Source organism: Nocardiopsis changdeensis, from assembly GCF_018316655.1.
Lineage (GTDB): Bacteria > Actinomycetota > Actinomycetes > Streptosporangiales > Streptosporangiaceae > Nocardiopsis > Nocardiopsis changdeensis.
The window spans coordinates 729,870-753,917 of the sequence record NZ_CP074133.1 but is presented as its reverse complement, the minus strand read 5'-3'; the positions used below and the strand labels follow the sequence as shown (position 1 = coordinate 753,917).

The following is a 24,048-nucleotide window of genomic DNA, read 5'->3' as shown; positions in this document are numbered from 1 at the left end:
GCCCGGGCCGGGCCGTCAGGAGTCGGAGGAGACCAGTTCCAGCTCCGCGGTGTCGTCGAAGACGATGTGGTCGTAGCCGACCTCGTCGACGACGGGGGCGACCGGCTCGTTGCGCGACTGCGGCATGCGGACCTCGGAGTGGGCGCCGCAGCCGTGGTCCAGGGAGACCACGCGGCCGTCGTCGGGCGCGAACCCGTTGGTGCACACACCGAACATCTGGCGCAGCTCCCCGGCGAGCGGGGTCATGAAGCCGCAGGTGATGCAGCGGGCGGGCGCGGCCTCGGCGATCGGCGCGCGGGGCCCGGCCTCGCCGTTGTACCAGCGCTCGGCGGCCTGCTCGCGGCCGGTCTCGGAGAGCACGTGCTTGCGGCCCAGGCCCAGCTCCCAGACCATCTGCCGGTCCACGCCCTCCTCGTCCAGCTCGCTGTCGGCGACCTGGGCGTAGCCGGGCACGAGGCGCTCGTCGTCCTCGTCGGTGGGCAGCAGGTCGCCGGGGCCGAGGTCGCCGGGGAGCAGCCGCTCCTTCCAGGGCACCCACTCGGGTGCGACGAGGGCCCCCTCGCCGGGGAGCAGCACGACCTCGTTGACCGTGACCTCCTTGGCGCGCGATGCGCGGACCACGGTGACGGCGTAGGTCCAGCCGGGGTACGCCGGGTCGAGGCAGGTGAAGTAGTGGGTGATCAGACGGGTGTCCTCGACCTGGGGAGCGAGGTGCTCACCCACCCACTCGGGTCGCCCGACCTCGGCGGCCACCGAGCGGGCCAGGTCCACCGCCTCGATACACGCCTTGTCGGGTACAGGAGAACGTCGAGAAGGGCTCACGTCCCCCATTCTCACTGATCCACGGCACCGATTTGACCACAACGCGGGTCAAGGTTCGTCCGATACACCCTCTTGGTGGGCCCTTGGGAACGCGGAGCGGCCCCGGCCGGAGGGCCGGGGCCGCTGCGCACCGGGGGATCAGGCCTCCAGGTCGTCGGCGACGACCCGCAGCACGGCCGCGACACGGGCGGCCTCGCGGCGGTCGGGGTGGCGGTCGCGCCGGTACCCGTTGGAGAGTCCTTCGAGCAGCTTGATGAGGTCCTCGGTGATGACCACCATCTCCTCGGGCTTCTTGCGCCGGGCCTTGACCACCGAGTGCTGGGCGTCCAGCAGCTTGACCTGGAGCGCCTGGGCGCCCTTGCGTCCTTCGGCCACCCCGAACTCGACCCGCTGGCCGGGGCGCAGCGCTTCGGTGCCGGGGGGCAGTGCGGTGGAATGGACGAAGACCTCTCCACCGTCGTCGCGTGTGAGAAAACCGAAACCCTTGCCGCCGTCGTACCACTTGACCTTGCCGGTGGGCACGTAGGACCTCATGCTTTCACTCGTTGCCGTCAGCCTGAATGCCAGGCTAATGCCCGGTGGTGACGGAAGGCGAGGGAAAAAACCGCCCCCGGCGCACGGAACGAGGCCCGGATGCGGCTCATCCGGGCCTCGTGTGTTCCGGCGGCCCCTCCCCGCGGGTGCGGAGTACGGGACGGGACTCGGCGGAGATGCCGGGCCGCCGGGAACGTGGTGTGGAGACCGGGCTGGACGCCGGGCCGACTCACCGACATGGCCGCCGCCGAAGCGAGAACGGCGGTGTACACCCTTGGGTACCCGAGATCACATGCCGGAACGCGCGGTAACGGGCCGACCGGAAAAGGTTATTCCCCTGCTTTTGCCTACCGATGACCGGCGGGCCCCGCGGAGGCGCGCTGCCGTTCGGCCACCCGCGCCGACCGGGCGGTCCGCGGGTAGAGGTAGGCGACCGACACGAGGGAGGCCAGGCCCAGCCCGATCACGCCGTAGTCGGCCAGGGAGTGCTGGACGTACTGGTCCACGAAGTCGGCCTCTCCGCTCCACAGCGCCATGCCCGCCAGGCAGCCCAGCAGCGGCACCAGCACCGCGAGCCACTTGTCCTTCGCGCTCCACACCCGGCTGAGCACCACGAACGCGACACCGAGCACCCACAGGAAGGACAGCCCCCAGCCCCAGGGCACGGTGGCCAGCAGCAGGGCCAGGGCGGCCATCTCGGCGGGGTGGTGGCGCAGGCACAGCACCAGCCCGCGCAGCGCGCCGGCCTCGCGTCCGGCCCCGCCCCGGCGGCCGCCGCGCTCCAGCCGCATCTCGGTGCGGCCGGGCCCCTCCAGCAGGCCCATGATCCCGCGGCTGGGGCCGCCCCGCCAGGGCGGCGGCGGCCGGTCGGCGTGCCGGGGCCGGGGCGGGATGAGCTCCTCGTCCTCGATGTCGAGGTCGCGGCCGGCGAGCTCCCGTTCCACCAGGTCCCCGGGGGACCCCAGGCTCAGCAGGATGTCGCGGACGGCGTCCACGCCGTCGTCGGGGGCCGCGGCCCGGCGCGCGTCGATCCGGGCGCGCACGGAGGTGAGGTAGGCGGTCCTTTCCCTGGCGGTCAGCCGACCGTGCAGGACCAAGCCGACCTCGGACAGATAGTCGAGTACCAATTGTTCCGAGCGCTGGGTCATGCCCCCATAGTGACGGAGGATGACCTGCCTTTTAAGCCCCCTTTCCTATTTCGGTCGTCTGATTCGGACCGTATACGGCCTGTCACGCGGAAACGGGCGCGTTCCCGGGGGCGCGGGGGGAGTCCGTGACCGGGGTTCCCCGGGGCGTGCCCGTGACCGCTCCCGTCCCCTCCCGGACCGGCCCGCGGAACCGGGACGCTTCTCTCGTCCCCGGGTCTCCCACCTCGTCACAGGTATCGCCTAGCGTTGACGGTGATGACCGAGAACGCACCTCCCGACCTGCACGGACCGGACACGGGGACCGCCGGGCCGGGCCGCCCCCCGACCTTCACCTCCTGGCTGCGCGAGCGTTCCGACGAGGAGCTCGCCGCCCTGCTGTCCGCCCGCCCCGACCTGGGCCGCCCCGTCCCCGACGGCATCGGCTCGCTGGCCGCCCGGGCCACCACCCGCAACACCGTCCTGCGGGCCCTGGAGGGGCTGGACTCCTTCACCCTCCAAGTCCTGGAGGCCGTCGTCGCCCTGGGCGACGACCGGATGTCCGAGCCCGTGGGCGTCACCGCCGCCGGGCTCACCGCCGCGCTGGAGCCCGCCGGTGACGGCGGGGAGGTCCGGGAAGCCGTCGCGGCCGCCCTGGACGGCCTGCTGCGCTCGGCGCTGGTCTGGCCCGACCGGGACCGGCTGCGCCCCGTCCAGGTGCTGCGCGACCTGCTGCCGGCCCCGGCGCGGCTGGGCCCGCCCGCCCGGGTGCTGCTGGCCGCGCTGCCGCACGGCCGCCTCAAGCGGCTGGCCGGGGACCTGGCCCCCGACTCCTCCGCGTCCGCGCCGGTCGAGGCGCTGGCCCGCCTGCTGTCCGACCCCGCCGGGCTCGACACCCTGCTGTCCCAGGTCGGCGAACAGGCCCGCCGCCTGCTGGACGGGATGACCTGGGGTCCGCCGCACGGCACCGTCACCGACGCCCGCCGCGACGTCGGGCTGGCCGACGCCGGGTCGCCGGTGGAGGAGCTGCTGGCCCGCGCCCTGCTGCTGCCCAGCGGCGACGACACGCTCACGCTGCCCCGGGAGGTGGGGGCGCACCTGCGCTCGGGGACGCTGTTCCGCGAGGTCGCGGCCGCTCCCCCGGAGTTCGCGGGCACGGCCCACGACCCCGAGGGGGTGACCCGGTTCGCCGCCGGGCAGGCGTTCACGGTGCTGCGCGCCGTCGAGGAGCTGCTGGAGTCCTGGTCCGGCGAGCCGGCCGCGGTGCTGCGCAACGGCGGCCTGGGCGTGCGGGACCTGCGCCGGGCCGCGCGCACCATGGACACCGACGACACCACCGCCGCGCTGCTCGTCGAGGTCGCCCACGCCGCCGGGCTGCTGGGCGCCGACGACCGCGTGGAGGGCGAGTGGCTGCCCACCCGCGAGTACGACCTGTGGCGGGAGAGCCCGCCCGAGCGCCGCTGGCTGCGCCTGGCGCAGGCGTGGCTGGACACCGACCGGGTGCCCGCGCTGAGCGGCTCCCGGGACTCCGGCGGGCGGGTGCGCAACGTGCTCGGCCCCGGGCTGGCCCGCCCCGCGGCCCCGCAGGCCCGCCGCGACCTGCTCGCCGAGCTGGCCACCGCCGAGCCCGGGTTCTCCCCGGCGGCGGGGTCGCTGTCGGCGCGCCTCTCCTGGCGGCGGCCGCGCCGCCGCTCGCCCGTGTACACCGAGCTGGTGGAGACCGCCGGGGCGGAGGCCGCCGCGCTGGGGTTCACCGGCCGGGGCGCTCTGGCCGGGTACGTCCGCCCGCTGCTGGAGGGCGACCCCGAGGCGGCCGCCGGGCTGCTGGCCGGGTACCTGCCCCGGCCCCTGGACCACGTCCTGGTGCAGGGCGACCTCACCGCCGTCGCCCCCGGCCCGCTGGTCGCCGAGCTGGCCCGGGAGCTGGCGCTGGTCGCGGACGTGGAGTCCACCGGCGGCGCCACCGTGTACCGGTTCACCGAGGACTCGGTGCGGCGCGGGCTGGACGCCGGACGCGGCATCGCCGACATCCTCACCCTGCTGGAACGCCATTCGCGCACCCCCCTGCCGCAGGCGCTTCGGTACCTGGTGTCCGACGTGGGGCGGCGGCACGGACGGCTGCGCGCCGGCACGGCCTCCTCCTACCTGCGCTGTGACGAGCCCGCCCTGCTGGACGAGGTCATGGGCGACCGGCGCACCGAGGCGCTGGGGCTGGTGCGGCTGGCGCCGACCGTGGTGGCCGCCGGGGTGGGCCGGGCGGCGCTGGTGGACGGGCTGCGCAGGCTCGGCCACCACCCCGTCGCCGAGGGCGGGGACGGGGCCATGCGGCTCTCCCGCCCCGAGGCGCGCCGCGCCGAGCCCGTGGAGGTCCCGCCCGAGCCGCCGTCCGCCGCCCCCGACGCCGAGCGGCTGCGCGACATCGTGCGGGCGGTGCGGGCCGGCGACCAGGCCGCCATCGCGGCCCGCCGCGCGGTCCCCCTGCCCGAGGACGGCCCGCCCGGCTCCCGGGCGGCGGCGGTGCTGGAGGCGCTGTCCGGGGCCGCCGCGGCCGGGCGGCGCCTGTGGATCGGCTACACCGACACCGACGGCCGCCAGGGCGGCCGGATCATCGGCCCCTCGTCGGTCGACGGCGGGTTCGTCACCGCCCACGACGAGACCCGGGGCGCGGTGCAGCGTTTCGCGGTCCACCGGATCACCGCCGTGGCCGAGCTGGAGGAGGACGATCGGGGCGGCACGCCGTAGGCTGGGACGCGGTTGCCAGTCGGCCCTCGGACAAGCGAGAGACACCCCCATGAGCAATGCGTCCCTGCCCCCCGGAGCCTCGTCCCCCCGTGAGCACGGCCGCGACGACGGGCACGACGGCGGGCGCGGCCGGGCTGCGGACCCCGCTCCGGCGCGCGGGGAGGGGGGCGCGCCCGGCCCGTCCGCCTCCGGCGCGGCGAACAGCTCCACGATGGCGCTGATCCTGCACGCGTTCACGCTGCTGTGCTGCGGCAACTGGATCTTCGGCGTCGCGGGCATCGTGTTCGCGATCCGGGCCGCCCACGCCCGCGACCGCGGGCTGCCCGGCCGGGCCGAGATGCTCACCCGGTACTCCTGGTACTGCCTGGGGGCGGCCGGGGTGATGCTGTTCGTCATGCTGGTGCTGACCTTCGTGGTGTTCACGCAGAGCGGGTCGTGGATCCAGGGCATCGTGCCGGTGACCAACTACTGACCCACTACTGACCCGGCTCCGAGCCGGGACCGCACCGTGGCCGCGGGGCGGGGAACCTCCGCCGGGTCCCCCGCGTCCCACCGGGTACGGGCGGGTACACCTGTGGTCGGGAGGGCCGAGGGCCCGCGGGAGGGGGAGCGCATGCCGGGGAGATCCGGGGGTCCCAGGGATTTCTGGGAGCGGGAGCAGGGCGGGGCCCTGCGCCCGGCCGCCCCCGTGCGCGCCGCCGCACCGGCGGCGCCCGCCGCGTACGCCCCTCCCCCCGTCCACCCGGCCGCCGCCCCGGCCCCGACGGGCCCGCCCGCCCGGGTGGGCGGCACGGTCGCCGCCCTGGTGGTGGCGGTCCTGTCACTGGCCCCGCCGCTGCTGGGCGCCTACCTGGGCCTGTGGTTCCTGCTCCTGGGCGCCAACATCCCGGGGATCGCCCTCGCCATCGTGGCGCTGACCAAGGTCCCCGACGCGCCCGAGGTCGAGCGGTACCTGCGGTACACCTGGGCCTGCAACCTGGCCTACGGCCTGCTGGGCGTGCCCGTGATCATCGTCGTCCTGTTCGTTTTCGTGATGGCCCTGACCCTCGGCTACTGAGCCGGTCCCGCCGCCACGGCCCCTCCCCCTCGAAGGATCTCCCCATGAGCGACAACCCGTACGACCCCTACAAGGACGCGACCGGGGGCTACTCGGCCCCCGGCCACGACCCCTACGGCCGGCCCTCCGGCCACTACGGCGGCGGCCCCTACGGCCCGGCGCCCGGCTACGGCTACACGCCTCCGCCGCCCAGGCCCGAGCACGAGGGCCGGGCCATCACGGCGCTGATCCTGTCGTGCGTCCAGCTGGTCCTGTGCTGCGGCGTCACCGCGATCCCCGGCATCGTGTTCGGCGCCCTGGCCCTCGGCGAGAAGTACGACCCCGAGCGCGGGGAGCGGCTGACCAAGAACGCCTGGCTCTCGGTGTGGATCAACTTCGGGATCCTCGGCGTCATCATCGTGGGCTACATCGCCCTCGTGGTGTTCGCCATCGCCTCGTCGGCCTGACCCGGGCATGATCGGGGCCCCCGGGGTGTTGCACCTGGGGCCGCCCCCTCCCGACGCCCGCCTCCCGACGGAAGGTTCCGTGTGTCCTGCCTGATCGTCCAGTCCGACAAGACCCTCCTGCTCGAGGTCGACCACGAGTCCGCGGACGAGTGCCGCCGCACCATCGCCCCCTTCGCGGAGCTGGAGCGCGCCCCCGAGCACGTGCACACCTACCGGATCACCCCGCTGGCGCTGTGGAACGCGCGCGCCGCGGGGCACGACGCCGAGCAGGTCGTGGACGCCCTGATCCGCTTCTCGAAGTTCCCCGTGCCGCACTCGCTGCTGGTGGACATCGCCGAGACCATGGACCGCTACGGACGGCTGCGGCTGGAGGGCGACCCGGTGCACGGGCTCGTCCTGCGCTCCTCCGACCGGCCGGTGCTGGAGGAGGTGGTCCGCTCCAAGCGGCTCAGGGGCATGCTGGGCGAGCGGCTCGGCGACGACTCCGTGGCGGTGCACCCCAGCGAGCGCGGCAACCTCAAGCAGGCGCTGCTCAAGATCGGCTGGCCCGCCGAGGACGCGGCCGGGTACGTCGACGGCGAGGCGCACAGGATCGACCTGGTCCAGGACGGCTGGGAGCTGCGCGACTACCAGCGCGCCGCCGCCGAGGGCTTCCACGCGGGCGGTTCGGGCGTGGTGGTCCTGCCCTGCGGGGCGGGCAAGACCGTGGTGGGCGCCGCCGCGATGGCGATGACCGGCGCGACCACGCTCATCCTGGTCACCAACACCGTGTCGGTGCACCAGTGGAAGGCCGAGCTGCTGCGGCGGACCACGCTCACCGAGGACGAGATCGGCGAGTACTCGGGCACCCGCAAGGAGATCCGGCCGGTCACCATCGCGACCTACCAGGTCATGGCGGCCAAGCGGAAGGGCGTGTACACGCACCTGGAGCTGTTCGACGCCCGCGACTGGGGCCTGGTGGTCTACGACGAGGTGCACCTGCTGCCCGCGCCGATCTTCCGGATGACCGCGGACCTCCAGGCCCGGCGGCGGCTGGGGCTGACCGCGACGCTGGTGCGCGAGGACGGCCGCGAGGGCGACGTGTTCTCCCTCATCGGGCCCAAGCGGTACGACGCCCCGTGGAAGGACATGGAGAACCAGGGCTGGATCGCCCCGGCGGACTGCGTCGAGGTGCGGGTGGACCTGTCGGAGTCCGAGCGGTTGGCGTACGCGACGGCCGAGCCGGAGGACCGCTACCGGTTCTGCGCGTCCTCCGAGGCCAAGACGGCGGTGGTGCGGGAGCTGGTGGAGCGGCACGCCGACGGGCAGGTGCTCGTGATCGGCTCCTACATCGACCAGCTGGACGAACTGGGCGAGGCGCTGGGCGCCCCGGTGATCAAGGGCGAGACCCGCACCGCGGAGCGGGAGCGGCTGTTCGCCGCGTTCCGGTCCGGGGAGCTGCGGACCCTGGTGGTATCCAAGGTCGCCAACTTCTCGATCGACCTGCCCGAGGCCGGTGTGGCGATCCAGGTGTCGGGGTCGTTCGGGTCCCGACAGGAGGAGGCGCAGCGGCTGGGCCGGGTGCTGCGGCCCAAGTCCGACGGCCGGTCGGCGCGGTTCTACGCGGTGATCGCGCGCGACACCCTGGACCAGGACTACGCCGCGCACCGGCAGCGGTTCCTGGCCGAGCAGGGGTACGCCTACCGGATCACCGACGCCGCCGACATCCTGGCCGGCGGCGAGGTCTGAGGGGGCGGGGCGGCCCGGGTCCGGAGCCCGTTCCCGGGTGCTCCCCCGCACCGCGGGGGTCCGCGCGGTGTCGGCCGTCCCCCGGGGACGCCGACGGGAGCGGGCCGTCTGCAGAGGGCGGCGGCGGGCCGGAGCGGGGGTCCGCCCGGCGAGGGCGTGTCCGGTGGATCATTCCGCCCCGCGCCCCGGGCCGCCCGGGGCCCGTCGTCCTGCGGGGGATCCGCCGGACCGCGCGGGGGCGTCCGCCGAGCACCCCTAGAAGGAGGGCAGGCCGCCGATGACGTAGGTCCCGGCGGCGATGGCCCAGGCGATGAGGGAGTAGGTCAGGGTCCGGGTGCGCAGCGCGCGGTCGTCGCGCACCCCCGGGGCGGCGAAGGCGGCGACCAGCAGGGCCAGGCCGAGCAGTGCGGGGATCGCGGAGGCCAGCGAGAAGAGCTGGGTCTGGGCGGCACAGGCGGTGTAGCCGGAGGTGCCGGGATCACCACAGAACACGTCGTACCCCGATCGGATCGTTCAGTGCGGACGGGACACCCCGACCGTACCGTTTCGGCGGAGACCCCAGACCGGTCCATGCCGACCGTATCCGGGGTGCGCGGTTTTCGTGATCTGGACCACCGCCCCTCTTTACACGAACCCGCTTCGTGTCCAATCATGGGCGGGAGAGAGCCCCCCGGCACCCCCTCGGAGGTCCACCCGTGTCCGACCGCACCGGCTTCCACTCCCTGAGCAACGGCGGCCTGAACTGGGAATCGCTGCCCCTGAAGCTGTTCGTCAAGGGCAACGCCAGGTTCTGGGACCCCGCCTCCATCGACCTGAGCAGGGACGCCGAGGACTGGAAGACCATCGGCGAGGCCGCTCAGAAGCGCATCCTGCGGCTGTGCGCGTTCTTCGCCGCGGGCGAGGAGGCCGTCACCGAGGACCTCCAGCCGTTCCTGCGCGCGATGGCCGCCGAGGGGCGGCTGGGCGACGAGATGTACCTGACCCAGTTCGCGTTCGAGGAGGCCAAGCACGTCCAGGCGTTCCGGCTGTGGCTGGACGCCGTCGGCGTGTACGACGACCTGCACGGGTACGTGGAGGAGAACCCGGGCTACCGGGCGCTGTTCTACGAGGAGCTGCCCTCCTCCCTGGAGGCGCTGCTGGACGACCCGAGCCCGCGCAACCAGGTGCGCGCCTCGGTCACCTACAACCACATCGTCGAGGGCTCCCTGGCGCTCACCGGGTACTACGCCTGGAACCACATCTGCACCGTGCGCGACATCTTCCCCGGGATGCGGGAGATCGTGCGCCGGATCGGCGACGACGAGCGCCGCCACATGGCGTGGGGGACGTTCACCTGCCGCCGACACGTGGCCGCCGACGACTCCAACTGGGCGGTGGTGAGCGAGCGCCTGGAGGAGCTGCTGCCGCACGTGATGTCCACCGTCGAGCGGGGCGAGAGCGCCTCGGAGGCCACCCCCGAGAGCGCGAGGTACGAGCTGCCCCCGGGCGAGCTGGTGCGCTACGCCTCCGACCGGGCGCTGCGCCGCCTGGGCGCCATCGAGTCCGCCCGCGGCGTGCCCGTGGCGCGGATCGACCTGGACGCCTCCCCCGAACGCCTGGAGGAGGAGTTCGGCGAGGAGGACCGGGCGGCGATGGAGAGGCTGTGAGGGCGGGGGCCCGGCCCCGCGGTCAGCGCCCCTCCAGCAGCACCAGGTCGATGGCGATGCCCGAGGCGACCACCATGGTGCGCAGCGGTTCGGGCAGCGCCGGGTAGCGGTGGTGCAGGGCGTAGGAGTCGGCCGAGGTGAACAGCTCGCCCAGGTCGGGGACGCGCCGGTCCACCCGGGCCACCTCGTGGCCGCCGGTGTCGTTGATCCGGAAGTCGCGGGCGAGGAAGTCGCCCTCGATCGACCCCAGCGGCCGCTTCCACGGGTCCAGCAGGCCGAACTTCGCCTTGAAGAAGGCCACGTCCTGCTCGATGCTGCCGACCGGCCGCCCGTCCGGCCACTGCACGGTGGTCGTGGCGGTCATCCACGACCACTGCTTCTCGATGACCAGGCGCGGGCCGCGGCCGTCGTGGACGACGACCCGGCGGTTGGAGGAGACCCCGTAGGACGCGGCCAGGTGGCGGGCGATCCGCCTGCCGGTGTCCAGGCCCTCCTCCCGGACGTGCGCGAGCCGCCGGCCGTGCCCGTCGAAGCAGTGGTATTCGGACTCGTCGACGAGGAAGCGTTTCGGCTGCCTCACCAGCAGGGGGTTCGCGGAGAAGAAGTCCATGCGGGCACTTTAGGGCGTACGTTCCGGTCCCGCCCGGGCCGGGCGGGACCGGAACCGGTCAATCCCCCGCCGGGCCCCCGAACGCGGCGGCGTTGTCCCGCGCCCACTCGGCGAAGGCGCGCGGGGCGCGGCCGAGCACCCGCTCCACGTCGGGGCTCACCCTCCGCTCGTCCTGCGAGGGCTCGCCCAGGATGGCGAGCGTGCCGTCGGCGACCACCTCGGGCATGAACTCCAGCAGCGCCGCCCGGGCCTCCTCCCGGGTCTGCTCCACGAAGCGCACCGGTGCGCCGACGGCGTCCGCGATGGCCCCGGCCCGCTCGCGCGGGGTCACCGCCGCCGGGCCGGTCAGCTCCAGGGCCCGCCCGGAGTGGGCGCCGTCCCGCAGCACCCGGGCCGCCACCTCGGCGATGTCCACCGGGTCGACGACCGGCAGTCCCACGTCCCCGAACGGGGAGCGGACCTCGCGGCGCTCGCGGACCGGGCCCGCCCAGGCGAAGGCGTTGGAGGCGAACCCGCCCGGCCGCAGGACCGTCCATTCCAGGCCCGAGCCCCGCACCGCCTCCTCGAACACCCTGAGGTGGTCGTGTGAGGGCGAGTCCGGACGGGTCCGGGCGGCCTGGGAGGACTGGAGGACCACCCGGCCGATCCCCGCCCCGGCCGCCGCCTTGAGGATCCGGTCGGGGTCGAGGCCCTCCCCGGCCCCCGAGACCAGCAGGTACAGCGCGTCGGCGCCCTCCAGGGCCGGGGCCAGCCCCTCCGGGTCGGCCAGGTCGGCCGACAGGTACCGCGCGCCCGCCACCCGGTCGGCGCCGGGGAGGCGGCGGGCCACCGCCGTCACCTGCTCGCCCTCACGGACCAGCGCCCGGACCAGCGGACGGCCGACGTTCCCGGTGGCTCCCGTCACAACGATCACGATGTGTCCCCCTCGTTCCGCGGCGGCCGGCCGGAGGCTCCGGCGCAAGTGCGCCGCCGCGGTCGAAGACCATCGTGGTCGCCTAACCGGTCATCTCCTGACCGGTTTCCGGAGGAGAATCGAGGACATGAGAGCCGATCGCCTGGTGGCGACCCTTCTGTTCCTCCAGGAGCGCGGGCGGGTGACCTCCGCCGAGGTGGCCGCCGAACTGGAGGTGTCCGAGCGCACCGCGCGCCGTGACCTGGAGGCGCTCATGGCCGCCGGCGTCCCCGTGTACTCGCGGCAGGGCCGGGGCGGCGGCTGGACGCTGGTCGGCGGGGCCCGGACGAACCTGACCGGGCTGACCGCCGAGGAGATCCGCTCCCTGTTCGTGCTGCTGGGGCCGGTGTCGGACACGCCGCGGATGCGCACGGCGCTGCGCAAGCTGGTCCGGGCGCTGCCCTCGACGCTGCGGACGGACGCCAAGGCCGCGTCCCGGGTGGGCCTGGACGACGGCACGGACTGGGCGCGCGCCGCGGAGGGCGGTCCGCACCTGGCCGACCTGGAGCGGGCGGTGCTGGACCGGGCCCGGCTGCGGCTGGGATACGCCTCCCCGGGCGGGGCGGCGCGCGTGCGCGCGGTGGACCCGCTGGGGCTCGTGTCCAAGGCGGGCGCCCGCTACCTCGTCGCCGGCACCGAAGGGGGGCTGCGCACCTTCCGGGTCTCCCGCGTCACCTCGGTCGAGCGGACCGGGGAGGTCTTCGAGCCCCCCGCCGGGTTCGACCTCGCCGCCGCCTGGCGCGGGCTGGCCGGGCCGATGGAGGAGCGCATGGCGGCGGCGACCGTCCGGGGCCGGGCCGCGCCGGGGACGGCCGCCCTGCTGGACCGGCTCCTCGGCGGCCGGCTGCGCCTGGGAGGGCGCGACGGCGACGGCTGGACGCGGTTCGAGGCCGACGGCCCCTCGCCCGAGGTGGTGGCGGCGCAGCTGGCCGGACTGGGCTCCCGGGTGGAGGTCCTGGCCCCGGAGGCGGCCCGGCGGCGGCTCGCGGAGCTGGCCGCGGAGCTCGCCGGGCTCTACGGGGCTCCCTGAGGCACCGGGTCCTCCTCGTGCCAGAGCTCGCGGCGGCCGCGCTGCGCCTCCAGGGCGATCCGTCCGAAGGGCTCCGCGCGCCAGTCGCCGCCGGCGTCCAGGTGGTTGGCGTAGAGGACCTCTCCCTCGCGGGAGAGGACGTAGAGGGAGTCCACGAGCCGGTGGGTCTCCAGGAACTCGACCGTGTTGGGCACGCCCTGGTAGAAGCGGTCGTGCAGGTGCTCGGGCAGCCAGCGGCCGAACCCCTGCTGTTCGCGGGAGCGGCGGTAGCGGTCCGCGATCGCGAACCCGCTGGCGGAGGCGTGGACGGCCAGGAACGCGACCTCCACCCGGTAGCCGGCCCCGCGGAAGCCCCGCACCCATTCGGCCGCCCAGTCGGCGCGCCCCAGCGGGTGGCTGCACAGCACGTCCGCCCGGCCGGAGCGGATGTGCTCCATGGCGGGGGCGTGCAGCACCCCGACCTGCGCGGCGACCGCGTGCGAGGCCGCCCGGTCGTCGCGGCGCATCGCCCTCTCGTAGTCCGGGGACAGCCGCATCAGGTCGTCGCCGTCGTAGCTCACGGTGCCCTCGGGCAGCACCGGCAGCAGCAGCCGCTGGAGGGTGGACTTGCCCGAGCCCGGCTGGCCGCCGAACAGCAGCAGCCGCGGGTGCTCGCGCGCCTTCCCGGTGAGGCGGTCGCGCAGCCCCAGGTCGAAGAGGTCGGCGGCGTCGGCACCGGAGAGCGGGCGCACCTCGTCGCCGGTGTCCGGGACGGGGACGGCGCGCAGCCCGGCCAGGGTCCGGGCGAGCTCGTCGGCGGTGCGTTCGAGCTCGTCCGGGGAGAGGAAGGGCAGCCGGGCCTCCCGTGCCAGCAGGTCGGCGGCCCGGTCGCGCAGGCCCCGGGCCGTGCAGGCGCCGATGGCGGCGCTGAACAGGTTGTAGACGCGTTCCCGGGCCAGCCGCCGGTCCGCGGTCTGCGGGGGGACGCCTCCCGTGGGGCTCTCCGCGAGGAGGGGAGAGGCCGTGGAGGCCGGGCGGGGCTCCGCGGCCGGGGCGGCCGCCCCGGGTTCGAGCGCCCCGGGGGCCGGGGTCGTGTCCGTCGCCATGTCGTCACCCTTCCGGGGCCCGTGGCGGCCCCGCTACCGCTGACACAGGGTGATCGTAGTGCGTTCCCGCGGAGCCGGTGGGCGGTTTCGGCGGCCGGTACCGGACGCCGTGCGGCCCCGGGAGGCCCGTGCGCCTCAGGGGACGCACGGGTCCCGGGAACCTCACAGACCCGTGTCCTCGGGATCCGTGTCCTCAGGGGGCCGCGGGCCGGGCGGCGGGGGGTGTCCGCCCGGACCGCGGGATCAGGCCGCCGAGCAGGTCACCTCGGGCACCGTGTTGGCGCCCGTGCGGGCCCCGGTGAACCCGAACTCGGCGGTGGCGCCCTGCCCGAGGGCGCCTCCCCACTCCGGGTTCAGCGCGGTGACCGCGCCCCCGGAGGAGGTCACCCGGGCGTTCCATGCCTGGGTGACGGTCTGGCCGTCGGCGAACTCCCACTCGACCCGCCAGCCGTCCACCGGCACGTGCGCGGTGACGGTGACGGTCGCCTGGAAACCGCTGCCCCAGTCGTTGTCGACGCGGTAGGCGGCGGTGCAGTCGCCGTCGGCGGGCGGCTCGGAGGGCTCGCCCGAGGGCACCTCGGTCGGCCCCTCGGTGGGCTCCTCCGAGGGCTCTCCGGCGTTGAGGGCCATCTCGTAGGCGAGGTCGGGGACGAACGACCCGGCGGGCCCGGCGCAGCCGTCGGCCTCGCCGGGGAGCTTGACCCACAGGAACGCGTCGATGGCCGGGTCGCCGGTGTCCGTGGTGCTCGGCGTGCCCAGTGCGCGCCCCCGCGGGTCGCACCACTCGTCGTCGGGGGAGGGACCGTTGCCGTTGCGGCTGGTGTCGATCACGGCGCCCAGCCCCGGCACCCCGGTGGCGGCGATGACGGACCTGGCGAAGGCGACCTCGTCCTCGGTGCGCCGGTAGTTGGAGGTGTTGGTGGAGATCCCGTCCGCGCTGCCGGCGACGTCGGCCCCGTTGAGCAGCTCGGCGGCCCGGGACGGGGTGAGCCAGTCCGAGTGGCCGATGTCGAAGTAGACCCGGGCCTGGGAGGACCCGGCCTTGAGCGCCCTGCCGGCGTAGGCCATGGAGTCCAGCAGCGCCTGCGTGTCCTCCGGCTCGCTGCACCCGCTCACCAGGGGCAGGGCGTCGGGTTCGAGGATGATGTAGGCGGGACGGCCGCCGAGCCCGGCGGCGACCTCGTCCACCCACTGGCGGTACGCCTCGTGGGAGGGCGCCCCGCCTCCGCTGTGGTTGCCGCAGTCGCGGCCCGGGATGTTGTAGACGACCATGATGGGCACCTGGCCCACCGCGTCGGCGGCGCCGACCAGCGCGTCCACCTCGCCGCGGACGGTCGCGGGGTTGTGCCGGGTGAACCAGGTCCCCTGGGCGACCGAGGCGATGCGCTCCTCGATGACGGCGGCCCGGGGGTCGGAGGGGTTGTCGGCCGCCCAGCGGGCGGCGGAGGTGTCGGGGTTGACGTAGAAGCCGGTGTCGGCGGCGGCCGGGGCGACGGTTCCGGCCGCGGCGAACGCGACCGCGGCGGCCAGGACCGCGACGGATCCGGCCGCGGCGCCCAGCGCCGCGCGCAAGCGGGTTGTGCGGGACATGTGTGTTCCTCGGACGGCTCGTTCTTCGGATGGTCCCCACCACCTGGGAGCGCTCCCAGTCCGGACGTAACGTAACCCGGGGCCACCGCGCCCGCACAGGGGGGCAACGGCGGCGTTTCCCAATGGTTACCTCGGGCCGCCCCGGAGCCCGCCCGCCGGGCGACCCGCGGCCGCGGCCCCCCGTCCCGTTCCGGCCCGCGCCGCACCGCCGGGCCCCGGTCCGCCTACCCTGGGACCCATGTCCGCCTCCACCACACCGCCCGCCGTCATCGACGCCCTGGCCTGGGTCCACGTCCGCGACGGCCGGGTCCTGTGCGTCCGCTCCCGCGGGCGCGACGTCCTCTACTCCCCCGGCGGCAAGCGCGAGCCCGGGGAGACCGACGAGCAGGCCGTGGCCCGCGAGGCCCGCGAGGAGGTCGGCGTCACCCTCGTCCCCGACACCTTCCGCCTCGTCACCGTCGTCGACGAGGTCGCCCACGACCAGGCGCCCGGCACCCGTGTGCGGATGGCCTGCTACGCCGCCGACCACGAGGGCGAGCCGCGCCCCAGCGCCGAGGTCTCCGAGATCGCCTGGGTCGGCCACGCCGACCGGGGCCGCTGCGCACCCGCGACCCAGCGCCTGATCGAGCGGCTGCACGCCGCCGGGGCGGTGCGCTGAGCAGCGCGTTCGCCGCCGAAAAATGAGTGGCCCCGGCGTCGGGCTCGTGATTACAGTCCGTGTGTGCGAGATCTACCCCAGCCTCCGGGCGAACCCGACCACCGCTCCGCCGACCGCTTCCTCCTGTGGATGGCGCGGAAGGAGTGGCGGCCGCTGCTGTGGGCGGGAGTCCTCGCGAGCGCGTACAGCGCCGGTTCCGTCCTGCTGTCCGCCGTCATCGGCGCGGCACTGGACTCCGGGCTGGACACCCGGTCGGTGCTGTACTGGACCGGGGTCCTGGCCGCCGTCATCGTCGCCTGCACCGTGTTCATCCCGCTGGCGCACCGGGCCGAATGCTTCAACTGGTACGCCTCGGCCTACCGCACCGTGCAGGTCATCTGCTCGCGGGCGGCCGACCTGGGCCCCACCCTGACGCGGCGGCTGCCCTCCGGCGAGGTCATCGCGGTGGGCACCGAGGACATCGAGCAGATCGGCGACTTCTGGGAGCGGTCGGCGATGCTCGTCGCCTCCCTTGTGTCCATGGTGGTCGTGGCCGCCCTCATGCTCACCTCCCACCTGACCTTCGGGCTCATCGTGCTGGTCGCGGTCCCGCTCATCATGCTCGGCATCGCCCCGGTGCTGCGCCCCCTGGCCAGGCGGCAGGAACACCAGCGCACCCGCAAGGCGGAGCTCACCACCCAGGCCTCCGACCTGGTCGCGGGGCTGCGCGTGCTGCGCGGCGTGGGCGGCGAGCGCACCGTCGGCGAGCGCTACCGGGAGGAGTCCCAGGAGGTGCGGGCCGCCGGGGTGCGGGTGGGCTGGATGGACGCCGCCCTCCAGGCCCTGCGCGAGCTGTACCCGGGACTGCTGCTGGTCGGGATCGTCTGGTACGGCGCGCGCCTGGCCCTGAACGGGGAGCTCACCGTCGGACAGCTGGTGGCGTTCTACGGGTTCACCACCAACCTGGCGGTGGCCGTCCGCCACCTGATGCAGAGCGTGACCCTGTACATCTCCGCGCGGGTCGCCGCCGGGCGGGTGGCCCGGGTGCTGTCCCTGGCCCACGACCACCCCGACCCGGAGTCGCCCGCCCAGGCGCCGACCGGCCCCTGCGGCCTGCACGACCCGGCCAGCGGGGTGCGCGTCCCGGCCGGGCTGCTCACCGCCGTGGTGTGCGCGGACACCGCGGACGCCACCGCGATCTCCGCCCGCCTGGGCCGCTACGCCGAGGGCGGGCACCTGGTGGAGGAGGCCACCGGCCGCTCGGTCCCGCTGTCCGACCTGCCGCTGCGCGAGGTGCGCCGCCGCGTCCTGGTCGCCGCCAACGACGCCCACCTGTTCTCCGGGCCGCTGCGCGACGAGCTTTCGCCCGACGGCGGCCTGTCCGAGGAGCGGCTGGCCGAGGTGGTGCGGGTCGCCGCCGCCGAGGACGTGGTCCGCCAGTCCCCGGACGGGTGGGACGCCCTGCTCACCGAGCGCGGCCGCGAGTACTCCGGCGGCCAGCAGCAGCGGCTGCGGCTGGCCCGGGCGCTTGCCCACGACCCCGACGTCCTGGTCCTGGTGGAGCCGGCCTCCGCCGTGGACGCCCACTCCGAGGCCGCCATCGGCGCCCGGCTTGCGGCCGAGCGCTCGGGCCGCACCACGGTGCTGGTCACCACCAGCCCGCTGCTGCTGGACCGCACCGACCACGTGCGGTTCGTCAGCGGCGGCCGGGTGGCCGCCGAGGGCACGCACCACGACCTGCTGGCGTCCGAGCCCGGTTACGCCGCCACCGTTCTGCGCACCGTGCTGGAGGAACAGCCGTGACCACGACCGATGAACGCCGGGGCCTGCTACCGGTCGCCCCGTCCCCGATGGTGTGGAACCGGCTGTCCGGCCTGCTGCGCAGCCACGGCGGCGTCCTGGCAGCGGTGGTCGGCCTGTACGGGCTGGCCGCGCTGGCGGCGCTGGCCCCGCCGTGGATGCTGGGGCGGATCATCGACGCGGTGCGCGCGTCGGCGGCCCCGGAGCGGATCGACACGATGGCGGTCATCGTGGTCGGCGCCCTGGTCTGCCACGCCGTGCTCACCCTGGTATCGGTGGCGCTGTCCATCCGGTTCGGCGAGGCGGTCCTGGCCGAGCTGCGCGAGGGCTTCGTTCGGGCCGTGCTGCGCCTGCCGCTGGGCACCGTGGAGCGCGCGGGCAGCGGCGACCTGATGGCGCGCACCGGCCGCGACGTCGGCCACCTCAGCCACACGGTCCGCCACTCGATCCCGGTGATGGTGGTGAGCGGGGTGACGGTGGTCGTCATCTTCGGCGCGCTCACCGTGCTGCACCCCGTGCTGCTGCTCGCGTGGCTGCCGTCGGCGGTGATCGTCTGGCTGTCCACCCGCTGGTACGCCCGCCGCGCTCCGGGCGGCTACCTGCGCGAACTGGACACCTACTCCGAGCTCACCCAGGGGGTGACCGACACCGTCGAGGGCGCGCACACCCTGGAGGCGCTGGGCCGCCAGGACCGCCAGCGGCGGCGCACCGACGAGCGGATCGGCCGCGCCTACCTGGCCGAGCGGTACACGCTGTGGCTGCGCACCGTGTGGTACCCGACCCTGGAGTTCTCCTACCTGCTGCCGACCGCGGTGACGTTCCTGGCCGCGGCGTACCTGCACGCCCAGGGGGAGCTGACGGTCGGGCAGATCGCCACGGCGGTGTTCCTGACCGTGCAGGTGGTGCGGCCGGTGGACCTGCTCATCGACCAGGTGGACAGCCTGATGATGGGGTTCACGAGCCTGCGCCGCCTGATCGGCGTGGAAATGGTCGAGGACCCCGCCGGGAGGACCCCGTCCGACGCCCCGGGGACGCCGGGCACCGTGGAGATCTCCGGGCTGCGCTTCGGCTACACCGGCACCGAGGTCCTGCACGGGGTCGACCTGTCCCTGGCCCCGGGCGAGCGGCTGGCCGTGGTGGGCCCCAGCGGGGCGGGCAAGTCCACGCTGGGCAAGCTCATCGCGGGCATCCACACGCCCACCTCCGGTGCCGTCCGGGTGGGCGGCGAGGACCTGACGGGGCTCGCCCCGCAGGACCGCCGGGAGAAGGCGATCCTGCTCAGCCAGGAGAGCCACGTGTTCCGCGGGACCGTCGCCGAGAACCTGGCGCTGGCCCTGGACCGCGACGAGGTCGACCGCGACGCCCTGTGGCGGGCGCTGGCCGCGGTGGACGCCGACGACTGGGTGCGCTCCCTGCCCGACGGCCTGGACACCAGGGTCGGCTCGGGGCACCTGGCCCTGGACCCGGCCCACGTGCAGCAGCTGGCCCTGGCCCGTGTGGTGCTCGCCGACCCGGAGGTGCTGGTGCTGGACGAGGCGACCTCGCTGATGGACCCGGGCTCGGCCCGCCACCTGGAGCGCTCCCTGGCGGGTGTGCTCGCGGGGCGCACGGTGGTCGCGATCGCCCACCGCCTCCACACCGCCCACGACGCCGACCGCGTCGCGGTGGTCGAGGACGGCCGCATCTCCGAGCTGGGCTCCCACGACGAACTGCTCGCCGCCGGGGGCTCCTACTCCGCCCTCTGGCACGCCTGGCACGGCGACTCCTGACCCGGCCCGGCCCCCGGGAACGACGGCGGCCGGGCCGCCCCTGACGGGGCGCCCGGCCGGTCCGGTGCGGGGAGGGCTACTCCTCGAAGTTCTCCAGGGCCTCCAGGGCGGCCTGGGCGATCTCCTCGTCGATGTCGCCGGAGGGCGCGCCGCCCACGCCGATGCCCGCGATCGGGGTCTCGCCCGACAGGACCGGGACGCCGCCCGCGAGGAACAGGGTGCCCGGCAGGTCCGCGATGGTGGGCCCGTCCCCGGTGGCGTTCTCGGCCAGGGCGCCGGTGGGCTGCCCCATGGCCGCGGAGGTGTAGGCCTTCTGCTCCGCCGACTCCTGGGTCTGCGGGCCGGCGTTGTCGGTCTTGAGGACCAGGCGGGTGGCGCCCGAGCGGTCGACGATCGCGATGGTGACCTGCTGGCCCTGGTCCTGGGCCTCGGCCAGGCCCGCCTCTGCGGCGGCGACCAGGGCGTCGGCGCTCAGGACGTCGCGCTGGGCGACGGCCTGCGGGGCGACCGCCGCGGCGGCGGTGCTCGGCCCGCCCGGGGTGTCGGCGGGCAGCAGGGTGGTGGCGGCGACGCCGCCGACCACGGCCAGGCCCAGCCCGGCGCCGGCGATGGTGGAGATGAGGTGGTTGCGCTTCATGGTGCGACTCCGTTCGTGGATGTCCGTTCCGACGTCCTCCACTCTCGCCGTGACGCGCCCTCCCGGCGTCGGGCTCCCGGACGAACCGGCGGATGCGAAGGGACGACGCGCCGTGTCATCCGATCGGATGACGGCGGCCGGGGCGCGCGGGGGCACCATGGGAGGGATATGGGGACACGAACGCGCGACGACGGCCTGGGCGGACCGCTGCTCAACGCGGTGATGCACGTCGGCTTCCTGGTACTGCTGGCCGCGTCCGCCGTGCGGCTGCTCATCCGGCACGAACTCGACGAGGGGACCGTGGCCGCCCTGGAGCTGGCCGCCGTGGTCGGCCTGCTGTACTCCGCGGGCGTGCTGCTGTGGAACCGGGCGCCCCGGCCGGTGCTCTTCGGCTGGCTGGCCGGGGTGATCGTGTGCTGGGTCGCGCTGGTGTGGGCCGCCCCGTCGTTCGGGTTCGCCGGGATCCCCCTGCTGTTCGTCGCGCTGCGGCTGCTGCCGGTGGCGGCGGTGGTCGCGGTCGCCGCGGTGCTGACCGCCGCCACCGCGGCGGCCTGGGGCGTGCTGACCGGGTTCGGCGACCCGATGGCGTTCGTGGTGCCGCCCGCGCTGGCGGCGATGGTGGTCGGCACCGTGGTGGAGCTGCGCCGGGAGGGCGACCGCCGCAAGCGGGTCATCGCCGACCTGCTGCGCGCCCGGGACGCCCTGGCCGAGTCCCACCGCCGCACCGGGGTGCTGGAGGAGCGGGAGCGGCTGGCGCGGGAGATCCACGACACCGTGGCCCAGGGCCTGTCCAGCACCGGGATGCTGCTGCGCGCCGCCGACCTGTCGTGGGAGTCGGACCCGGAGCGGTCCCGCCACCTGGTGCGCCGGGCCGCCGAGGGGGTGCACGAGAACCTGGCGGAGGCGCGGGCCTTCGTGCAGGGCGGCGCGCCCGCCCCGCTGAGCCGGGGCACGCTGCGCCGGGCGCTGGCGGACCTGTGCCGGTCGCTGTCCGAGGAGACCGGGATCGAGGCCGCCCTGACCTGCGACGGCGAGCTGGACGGCCTGCCGGGCGAGGTGGAGGCCGCGCTGCTGCGGGTCGCCCAGGGGGCTCTGGCCAACGTGCGCGAGCATTCGGGGGCGGACCGGGCGGCGGTGTCCCTGGCCCGGATCGGCGACCGGGTCACCCTGGACGTGCGCGACGACGGGCGCGGATTCGACCCCGGCGCCCCGGGGCCGGGCGGCGGGCGCGGGTTCGGCCTGGAGGCGGTGCGCGCCCGGGTGGCCGGGCTGGGCGGCGAGGTGACCGTGGAGAGCGCGCCCGGCGAGGGCACCGGGCTGTCGGTCTCGATCCCCGTACGGGAGGACGCGTGAAACTGTTCCTGGTGGACGACCACCCGATCGTGCGGGCGGGGCTGGCCGCCCTGTTCGAGGGCGAGGAGGACATCGAGATCGTCGGCGAGGCCGCCGACGGGACCGACGCGGTGCGCCTGATCGGGCTGCGCTCGCCCAACGTGGTGCTGATGGACCTGCGCCTGGAGGGCGGCCTGGACGGCGTGGCCGTGACCGAGCGGGTGCTGGCGCTGCCCGCCCCTCCGCGGGTGCTGGTACTCACCACCTACGAGAACGACGGGGACATCATGCGGGCGCTGGACGCGGGCGCCTCCGGGTACCTGCTCAAGGACAGCCCGCCGGAGCGGCTCTTCGAGGCGGTGCGGGCGGCGGCCCGCGGGGAGACGGTGCTGTCGCCGCACGTGGCGGCCCGGCTGGTGCGGCGGGTGCGCGACCCGCGGCCCGCGGTGACCCCGCGCGAACTGGAGATCCTGCGCCTGCTGGCGAAGGGGGCGGGCAACCGGGAGATCGCCCGGACCCTGTTCGTCACCGAGGCGACGGTCAAGACCCACCTTCAGCGCATCTACGCCAAGCTCGGCGTGGAGACCCGCACCGCGGCGGTGCGCGCGGCGGTCGACCTCTCGCTCATCTCCTGGGACTGACGCCTCCCGGGACCGGGTGTCCGCGAACGGGTGCCCGGAAAGCGGAACCGGGCGGCCCCGAGGGGGCCGCCCGGTCGTCGCGGGTTGAGGTCGCGTATCCCGACCCCGAACTCCTGGGGACTAGAAGTCCATGCCGCCCATGCCGCCGGTCGGGTCGGCCGCGGGGGCCGCCTTCTCCGGCTTCTCGGCGATGACGGCCTCGGTGGTCAGGAACAGACCGGCGATGGAGGCCGCGTTCTGCAGAGCGGAACGGGTGACCTTGGTCGGGTCGATGACGCCGTCCTTGAACAGGTCGGTGTACTCACCGGTGGCGGCGTTGAGGCCGAACCCGGGCTCCAGGTTGCGGACCTTGTCCGCCACAACGCCGCCCTCGAGGCCGGCGTTCACGGCGATCTGCTTCAGCGGCTCGGCGATGGCGCGGCGGACGATGTCGGCACCGATGGCCTCGTCGCCCTCCAGCTCCAGCTTCTCGAACGCCGGGACGCTGGCCTGCAGCAGCGCCACACCACCGCCGGGGAGGATGCCCTCCTCGACCGCGGCCTTGGCGTTGCGGACGGCGTCCTCGATGCGGTGCTTGCGCTCCTTGAGCTCCACCTCGGTGGCGGCACCGGCCTTGATGACCGCGACGCCGCCGGCCAGGCGGGCGAGGCGCTCCTGGAGCTTCTCGCGGTCGTAGTCGGAGTCGGTGCGCTCGATCTCGTTGCGGATCTCGTTGACGCGACCGGCGATGGCGGTGGCGTCGCCGGCACCGTCGACGATGGTGGTCTCGTCCTTGGTGACGACGATCTTGCGGGCGCGGCCGAGCATGTCGAGCTCGGTGTTCTCCAGCTTGAGGCCGACCTCCTCGGTGATGACCTGGCCGCCGGTCAGCACGGCGATGTCGCCGAGCTGGGCCTTGCGGCGGTCACCGAAGCCCGGGGCCTTGACGGCGACGGACTTGAAGGTGCCGCGGATCTTGTTGACGACCAGGGTCTGCAGCGCGCCCTGCTCGACGTCCTCCGCGATGACGACCAGCGGACGGCCGGCCTGGAGCACCTTCTCCACGATGGGGAGGAACTCGTTGTTGTTGGAGATCTTCTGGTTCGCGATGAGGATGTACGGGTCCTCCAGGACCGTCTCCATGCGCTCCAGGTCGGTGGCGAAGTAGGGCGAAATGTAGCCCTTGTCGAAGCGCATGCCCTCGGCGAGCTCCAGCTCGAGCCCGAAGGTCTGCCCCTCCTCGACGGTGATGACGCCTTCCTTGCCGACCTTGTCCATCGCCTCGGCGATGGTCTCGCCGATCTGGGTGTCGCCGGCGGAGATGGAGGCGGTGGAGGCGATCTGCTCCTTGGTCTCGATCTCCTTGGAGAGGTTGCCCAGCTCCTCGCTGATGCGGGAGACGGCGGCCTCGATGCCCCGCTTGAGACTGATCGGGTTGGCGCCGGCGGCGACGTTGCGCAGGCCCTCGCGCACGAGCGCCTGGGCCAGGACGGTGGCGGTGGTGGTGCCGTCACCCGCGACGTCGTCGGTCTTCTTGGCGACCTCCTTGACCAGCTCGGCCCCGATCTTCTCCCACGGGTCCTCGAGCTCGATCTCCTTGGCGATGGAGACACCATCGTTGGTGATGGTGGGGGCGCCCCACTTCTTCTCCAGGACGACGTTGCGGCCCTTGGGGCCGAGCGTCACCTTGACGGCGTCCGCAAGCTGGTTCATGCCGCGCTCGAGGCCGCGACGGGCCTCCTCGTCGAACGCGATCAGTTTGGCTGCCATTGAGTTCTTGTCCTCCCGTGACCGGGCTGATACGCGGTGGGACGAGGCGTGCGCCCGCGACGGACGACCGCGGATCCGCCGGCGACCCTGTTGCCGGCGGCCGCGGTCTCGCAGCCT

General features: G+C 74.8%; 22 protein-coding genes. 12 read left to right on the top strand and 10 right to left on the bottom strand.

Annotation, left to right across the window (positions count from 1 at the left end; translation table 11 throughout):
• Nucleotides 1–15: 15 nt before the first annotated feature.
• The 3 genes from KGD84_RS03655 to KGD84_RS03645 all read right to left on the bottom strand — a co-directional run bounded on the left by KGD84_RS03655 (nucleotide 16) and on the right by KGD84_RS03645 (nucleotide 2,504).
• The gene (locus KGD84_RS03655; RefSeq protein WP_220564706.1) at nucleotides 16–771 is read right to left on the bottom strand and encodes a DUF3027 domain-containing protein; all 756 of its coding nucleotides are present in this window, start codon (nucleotides 769–771) and stop codon (nucleotides 16–18) included.
• A 189-nt stretch (nucleotides 772–960) separates the two neighbouring features.
• Nucleotides 961–1,344, bottom strand: a complete 384-nt coding sequence (locus tag KGD84_RS03650) for a cold-shock protein (protein ID WP_220565502.1) — start codon at nucleotides 1,342–1,344, stop codon at nucleotides 961–963.
• A 359-nt stretch (nucleotides 1,345–1,703) separates the two neighbouring features.
• Nucleotides 1,704–2,504 carry a hypothetical protein gene (locus tag KGD84_RS03645; RefSeq protein WP_220564705.1) on the bottom strand — a complete coding sequence of 267 codons (801 nt, stop codon included), beginning with the start codon at nucleotides 2,502–2,504 and terminating at the stop codon, nucleotides 1,704–1,706.
• Nucleotides 2,505–2,759: 255 nt separating this feature from the next.
• Between KGD84_RS03645 and KGD84_RS03640 the strand changes: the two genes are divergently transcribed.
• The 5 genes from KGD84_RS03640 (at nucleotide 2,760) to KGD84_RS03620 (ending at nucleotide 8,453) form a co-directional block, all read left to right on the top strand.
• Nucleotides 2,760–5,222, top strand: coding sequence for a helicase-associated domain-containing protein (locus KGD84_RS03640; RefSeq protein WP_220564704.1), 2,463 nt, complete (start codon nucleotides 2,760–2,762; stop codon nucleotides 5,220–5,222).
• Nucleotides 5,223–5,271: 49 nt separating this feature from the next.
• The gene (locus KGD84_RS03635) at nucleotides 5,272–5,694 is read left to right on the top strand and encodes a hypothetical protein (RefSeq protein WP_220564703.1); all 423 of its coding nucleotides are present in this window, start codon (nucleotides 5,272–5,274) and stop codon (nucleotides 5,692–5,694) included.
• A 141-nt stretch (nucleotides 5,695–5,835) separates the two neighbouring features.
• Nucleotides 5,836–6,279 carry a hypothetical protein gene (locus KGD84_RS33685; RefSeq protein WP_338151203.1) on the top strand — a complete coding sequence of 148 codons (444 nt, stop codon included), beginning with the start codon at nucleotides 5,836–5,838 and terminating at the stop codon, nucleotides 6,277–6,279.
• Between the two features lie 44 nt (nucleotides 6,280–6,323).
• Entirely contained in the window at nucleotides 6,324–6,725 is a 402-nt protein-coding gene (locus KGD84_RS03625; protein ID WP_220564702.1) for a DUF4190 domain-containing protein, read from the top strand.
• Nucleotides 6,726–6,806: 81 nt separating this feature from the next.
• Nucleotides 6,807–8,453, top strand: coding sequence for a DNA repair helicase XPB (locus KGD84_RS03620; RefSeq protein WP_220564701.1), 1,647 nt, complete (start codon nucleotides 6,807–6,809; stop codon nucleotides 8,451–8,453).
• Between the two features lie 255 nt (nucleotides 8,454–8,708).
• Here KGD84_RS03620 and KGD84_RS03615 read toward each other — a convergent pair whose 3' ends face one another.
• Entirely contained in the window at nucleotides 8,709–8,945 is a 237-nt protein-coding gene (locus KGD84_RS03615; protein ID WP_220564700.1) for a hypothetical protein, read from the bottom strand.
• A gap of 203 nt (nucleotides 8,946–9,148) precedes the next feature.
• Here KGD84_RS03615 and KGD84_RS03610 point away from each other — a divergent pair, with 203 nt between their 5' ends.
• Nucleotides 9,149–10,099 carry a R2-like ligand-binding oxidase gene (locus tag KGD84_RS03610; RefSeq protein ID WP_220564699.1) on the top strand — a complete coding sequence of 317 codons (951 nt, stop codon included), beginning with the start codon at nucleotides 9,149–9,151 and terminating at the stop codon, nucleotides 10,097–10,099.
• A 22-nt stretch (nucleotides 10,100–10,121) separates the two neighbouring features.
• On the opposite strand, the gene KGD84_RS03605 is transcribed toward KGD84_RS03610, so the two are convergent.
• Together KGD84_RS03605 and KGD84_RS03600 are read right to left on the bottom strand one after the other, a co-directional pair.
• Entirely contained in the window at nucleotides 10,122–10,709 is a 588-nt protein-coding gene (locus tag KGD84_RS03605; RefSeq protein ID WP_220564698.1) for an LURP-one-related family protein, read from the bottom strand.
• Between the two features lie 58 nt (nucleotides 10,710–10,767).
• Nucleotides 10,768–11,622 carry an NAD(P)H-binding protein gene (locus KGD84_RS03600; protein ID WP_220564697.1) on the bottom strand — a complete coding sequence of 285 codons (855 nt, stop codon included), beginning with the start codon at nucleotides 11,620–11,622 and terminating at the stop codon, nucleotides 10,768–10,770.
• A gap of 127 nt (nucleotides 11,623–11,749) precedes the next feature.
• Here KGD84_RS03600 and KGD84_RS03595 point away from each other — a divergent pair, with 127 nt between their 5' ends.
• Nucleotides 11,750–12,691: a helix-turn-helix transcriptional regulator gene (locus KGD84_RS03595; protein WP_220564696.1), complete on the top strand. Its 942-nt coding sequence runs from the start codon at nucleotides 11,750–11,752 to the stop codon at nucleotides 12,689–12,691.
• Here the strand turns inward: KGD84_RS03595 and KGD84_RS03590 are convergent.
• Both KGD84_RS03590 and KGD84_RS03585 read right to left on the bottom strand, forming a co-directional pair.
• Nucleotides 12,676–13,776, bottom strand: a complete 1,101-nt coding sequence (locus tag KGD84_RS03590) for a zeta toxin family protein (protein WP_220564695.1) — start codon at nucleotides 13,774–13,776, stop codon at nucleotides 12,676–12,678. The genes KGD84_RS03595 and KGD84_RS03590 overlap by 16 nt on opposite strands.
• Before the next feature lie 243 nt (nucleotides 13,777–14,019).
• Complete coding sequence (locus tag KGD84_RS03585; RefSeq protein WP_220564694.1) at nucleotides 14,020–15,366, bottom strand: glycoside hydrolase family 6 protein; 1,347 nt, start codon at nucleotides 15,364–15,366, stop codon at nucleotides 14,020–14,022.
• Nucleotides 15,367–15,604: 238 nt separating this feature from the next.
• Here KGD84_RS03585 and KGD84_RS03580 point away from each other — a divergent pair, with 238 nt between their 5' ends.
• The 3 genes from KGD84_RS03580 (at nucleotide 15,605) to KGD84_RS03570 (ending at nucleotide 19,572) form a co-directional block, all read left to right on the top strand.
• Nucleotides 15,605–16,024 (top strand): NUDIX hydrolase, encoded by a 420-nt coding sequence (locus KGD84_RS03580; RefSeq protein ID WP_220564693.1) that lies wholly within the window; start codon nucleotides 15,605–15,607, stop codon nucleotides 16,022–16,024.
• 63 nt (nucleotides 16,025–16,087) lie between these two features.
• The gene (locus KGD84_RS03575; RefSeq protein WP_220564692.1) at nucleotides 16,088–17,806 is read left to right on the top strand and encodes an ABC transporter ATP-binding protein; all 1,719 of its coding nucleotides are present in this window, start codon (nucleotides 16,088–16,090) and stop codon (nucleotides 17,804–17,806) included.
• Nucleotides 17,807–17,853: 47 nt separating this feature from the next.
• On the top strand, nucleotides 17,854–19,572 hold the full coding sequence (locus tag KGD84_RS03570; protein ID WP_220565500.1) for an ABC transporter ATP-binding protein: 1,719 nt from the start codon (nucleotides 17,854–17,856) through the stop codon (nucleotides 19,570–19,572).
• A gap of 76 nt (nucleotides 19,573–19,648) precedes the next feature.
• Here KGD84_RS03570 and KGD84_RS03565 read toward each other — a convergent pair whose 3' ends face one another.
• The gene (locus tag KGD84_RS03565) at nucleotides 19,649–20,209 is read right to left on the bottom strand and encodes a GlcG/HbpS family heme-binding protein (RefSeq protein ID WP_220564691.1); all 561 of its coding nucleotides are present in this window, start codon (nucleotides 20,207–20,209) and stop codon (nucleotides 19,649–19,651) included.
• A 168-nt stretch (nucleotides 20,210–20,377) separates the two neighbouring features.
• Here KGD84_RS03565 and KGD84_RS03560 point away from each other — a divergent pair, with 168 nt between their 5' ends.
• Together KGD84_RS03560 and KGD84_RS03555 are read left to right on the top strand one after the other, a co-directional pair.
• Nucleotides 20,378–21,562, top strand: coding sequence for a sensor histidine kinase (locus KGD84_RS03560; RefSeq protein ID WP_255647024.1), 1,185 nt, complete (start codon nucleotides 20,378–20,380; stop codon nucleotides 21,560–21,562).
• Nucleotides 21,559–22,182: a response regulator gene (locus KGD84_RS03555; protein WP_220564690.1), complete on the top strand. Its 624-nt coding sequence runs from the start codon at nucleotides 21,559–21,561 to the stop codon at nucleotides 22,180–22,182. Before KGD84_RS03560 ends, KGD84_RS03555 begins: the two co-directional genes overlap by 4 nt.
• A 120-nt stretch (nucleotides 22,183–22,302) precedes the next feature.
• Here KGD84_RS03555 and groL read toward each other — a convergent pair whose 3' ends face one another.
• The gene (groL, locus tag KGD84_RS03550) at nucleotides 22,303–23,931 is read right to left on the bottom strand and encodes a chaperonin GroEL (RefSeq protein WP_220564689.1); all 1,629 of its coding nucleotides are present in this window, start codon (nucleotides 23,929–23,931) and stop codon (nucleotides 22,303–22,305) included.
• Nucleotides 23,932–24,048: the final 117 nt, after the last annotated feature.

Coding starts and splice junctions, on each gene's coding strand:
- KGD84_RS03570 (WP_220565500.1), top strand. CDS start 17,854: ATGGTGTGGAACCGGCTGTCCGGCCTGCTGCGCAGCCACGGCGGCGTC.
- KGD84_RS03585 (WP_220564694.1), bottom strand. CDS start 15,366: ATGTCCCGCACAACCCGCTTGCGCGCGGCGCTGGGCGCCGCGGCCGGA.
- KGD84_RS33685 (WP_338151203.1), top strand. CDS start 5,836: ATGCCGGGGAGATCCGGGGGTCCCAGGGATTTCTGGGAGCGGGAGCAG.
- KGD84_RS03580 (WP_220564693.1), top strand. CDS start 15,605: ATGTCCGCCTCCACCACACCGCCCGCCGTCATCGACGCCCTGGCCTGG.
- groL (WP_220564689.1), bottom strand. CDS start 23,931: ATGGCAGCCAAACTGATCGCGTTCGACGAGGAGGCCCGTCGCGGCCTC.
- KGD84_RS03645 (WP_220564705.1), bottom strand. CDS start 2,504: ATGACCCAGCGCTCGGAACAATTGGTACTCGACTATCTGTCCGAGGTC.
- KGD84_RS03590 (WP_220564695.1), bottom strand. CDS start 13,776: ATGGCGACGGACACGACCCCGGCCCCCGGGGCGCTCGAACCCGGGGCG.
- KGD84_RS03640 (WP_220564704.1), top strand. CDS start 2,760: ATGACCGAGAACGCACCTCCCGACCTGCACGGACCGGACACGGGGACC.
- KGD84_RS03595 (WP_220564696.1), top strand. CDS start 11,750: ATGAGAGCCGATCGCCTGGTGGCGACCCTTCTGTTCCTCCAGGAGCGC.
- KGD84_RS03635 (WP_220564703.1), top strand. CDS start 5,272: ATGAGCAATGCGTCCCTGCCCCCCGGAGCCTCGTCCCCCCGTGAGCAC.
- KGD84_RS03565 (WP_220564691.1), bottom strand. CDS start 20,209: ATGAAGCGCAACCACCTCATCTCCACCATCGCCGGCGCCGGGCTGGGC.
- KGD84_RS03560 (WP_255647024.1), top strand. CDS start 20,378: ATGGGGACACGAACGCGCGACGACGGCCTGGGCGGACCGCTGCTCAAC.
- KGD84_RS03605 (WP_220564698.1), bottom strand. CDS start 10,709: ATGGACTTCTTCTCCGCGAACCCCCTGCTGGTGAGGCAGCCGAAACGC.
- KGD84_RS03625 (WP_220564702.1), top strand. CDS start 6,324: ATGAGCGACAACCCGTACGACCCCTACAAGGACGCGACCGGGGGCTAC.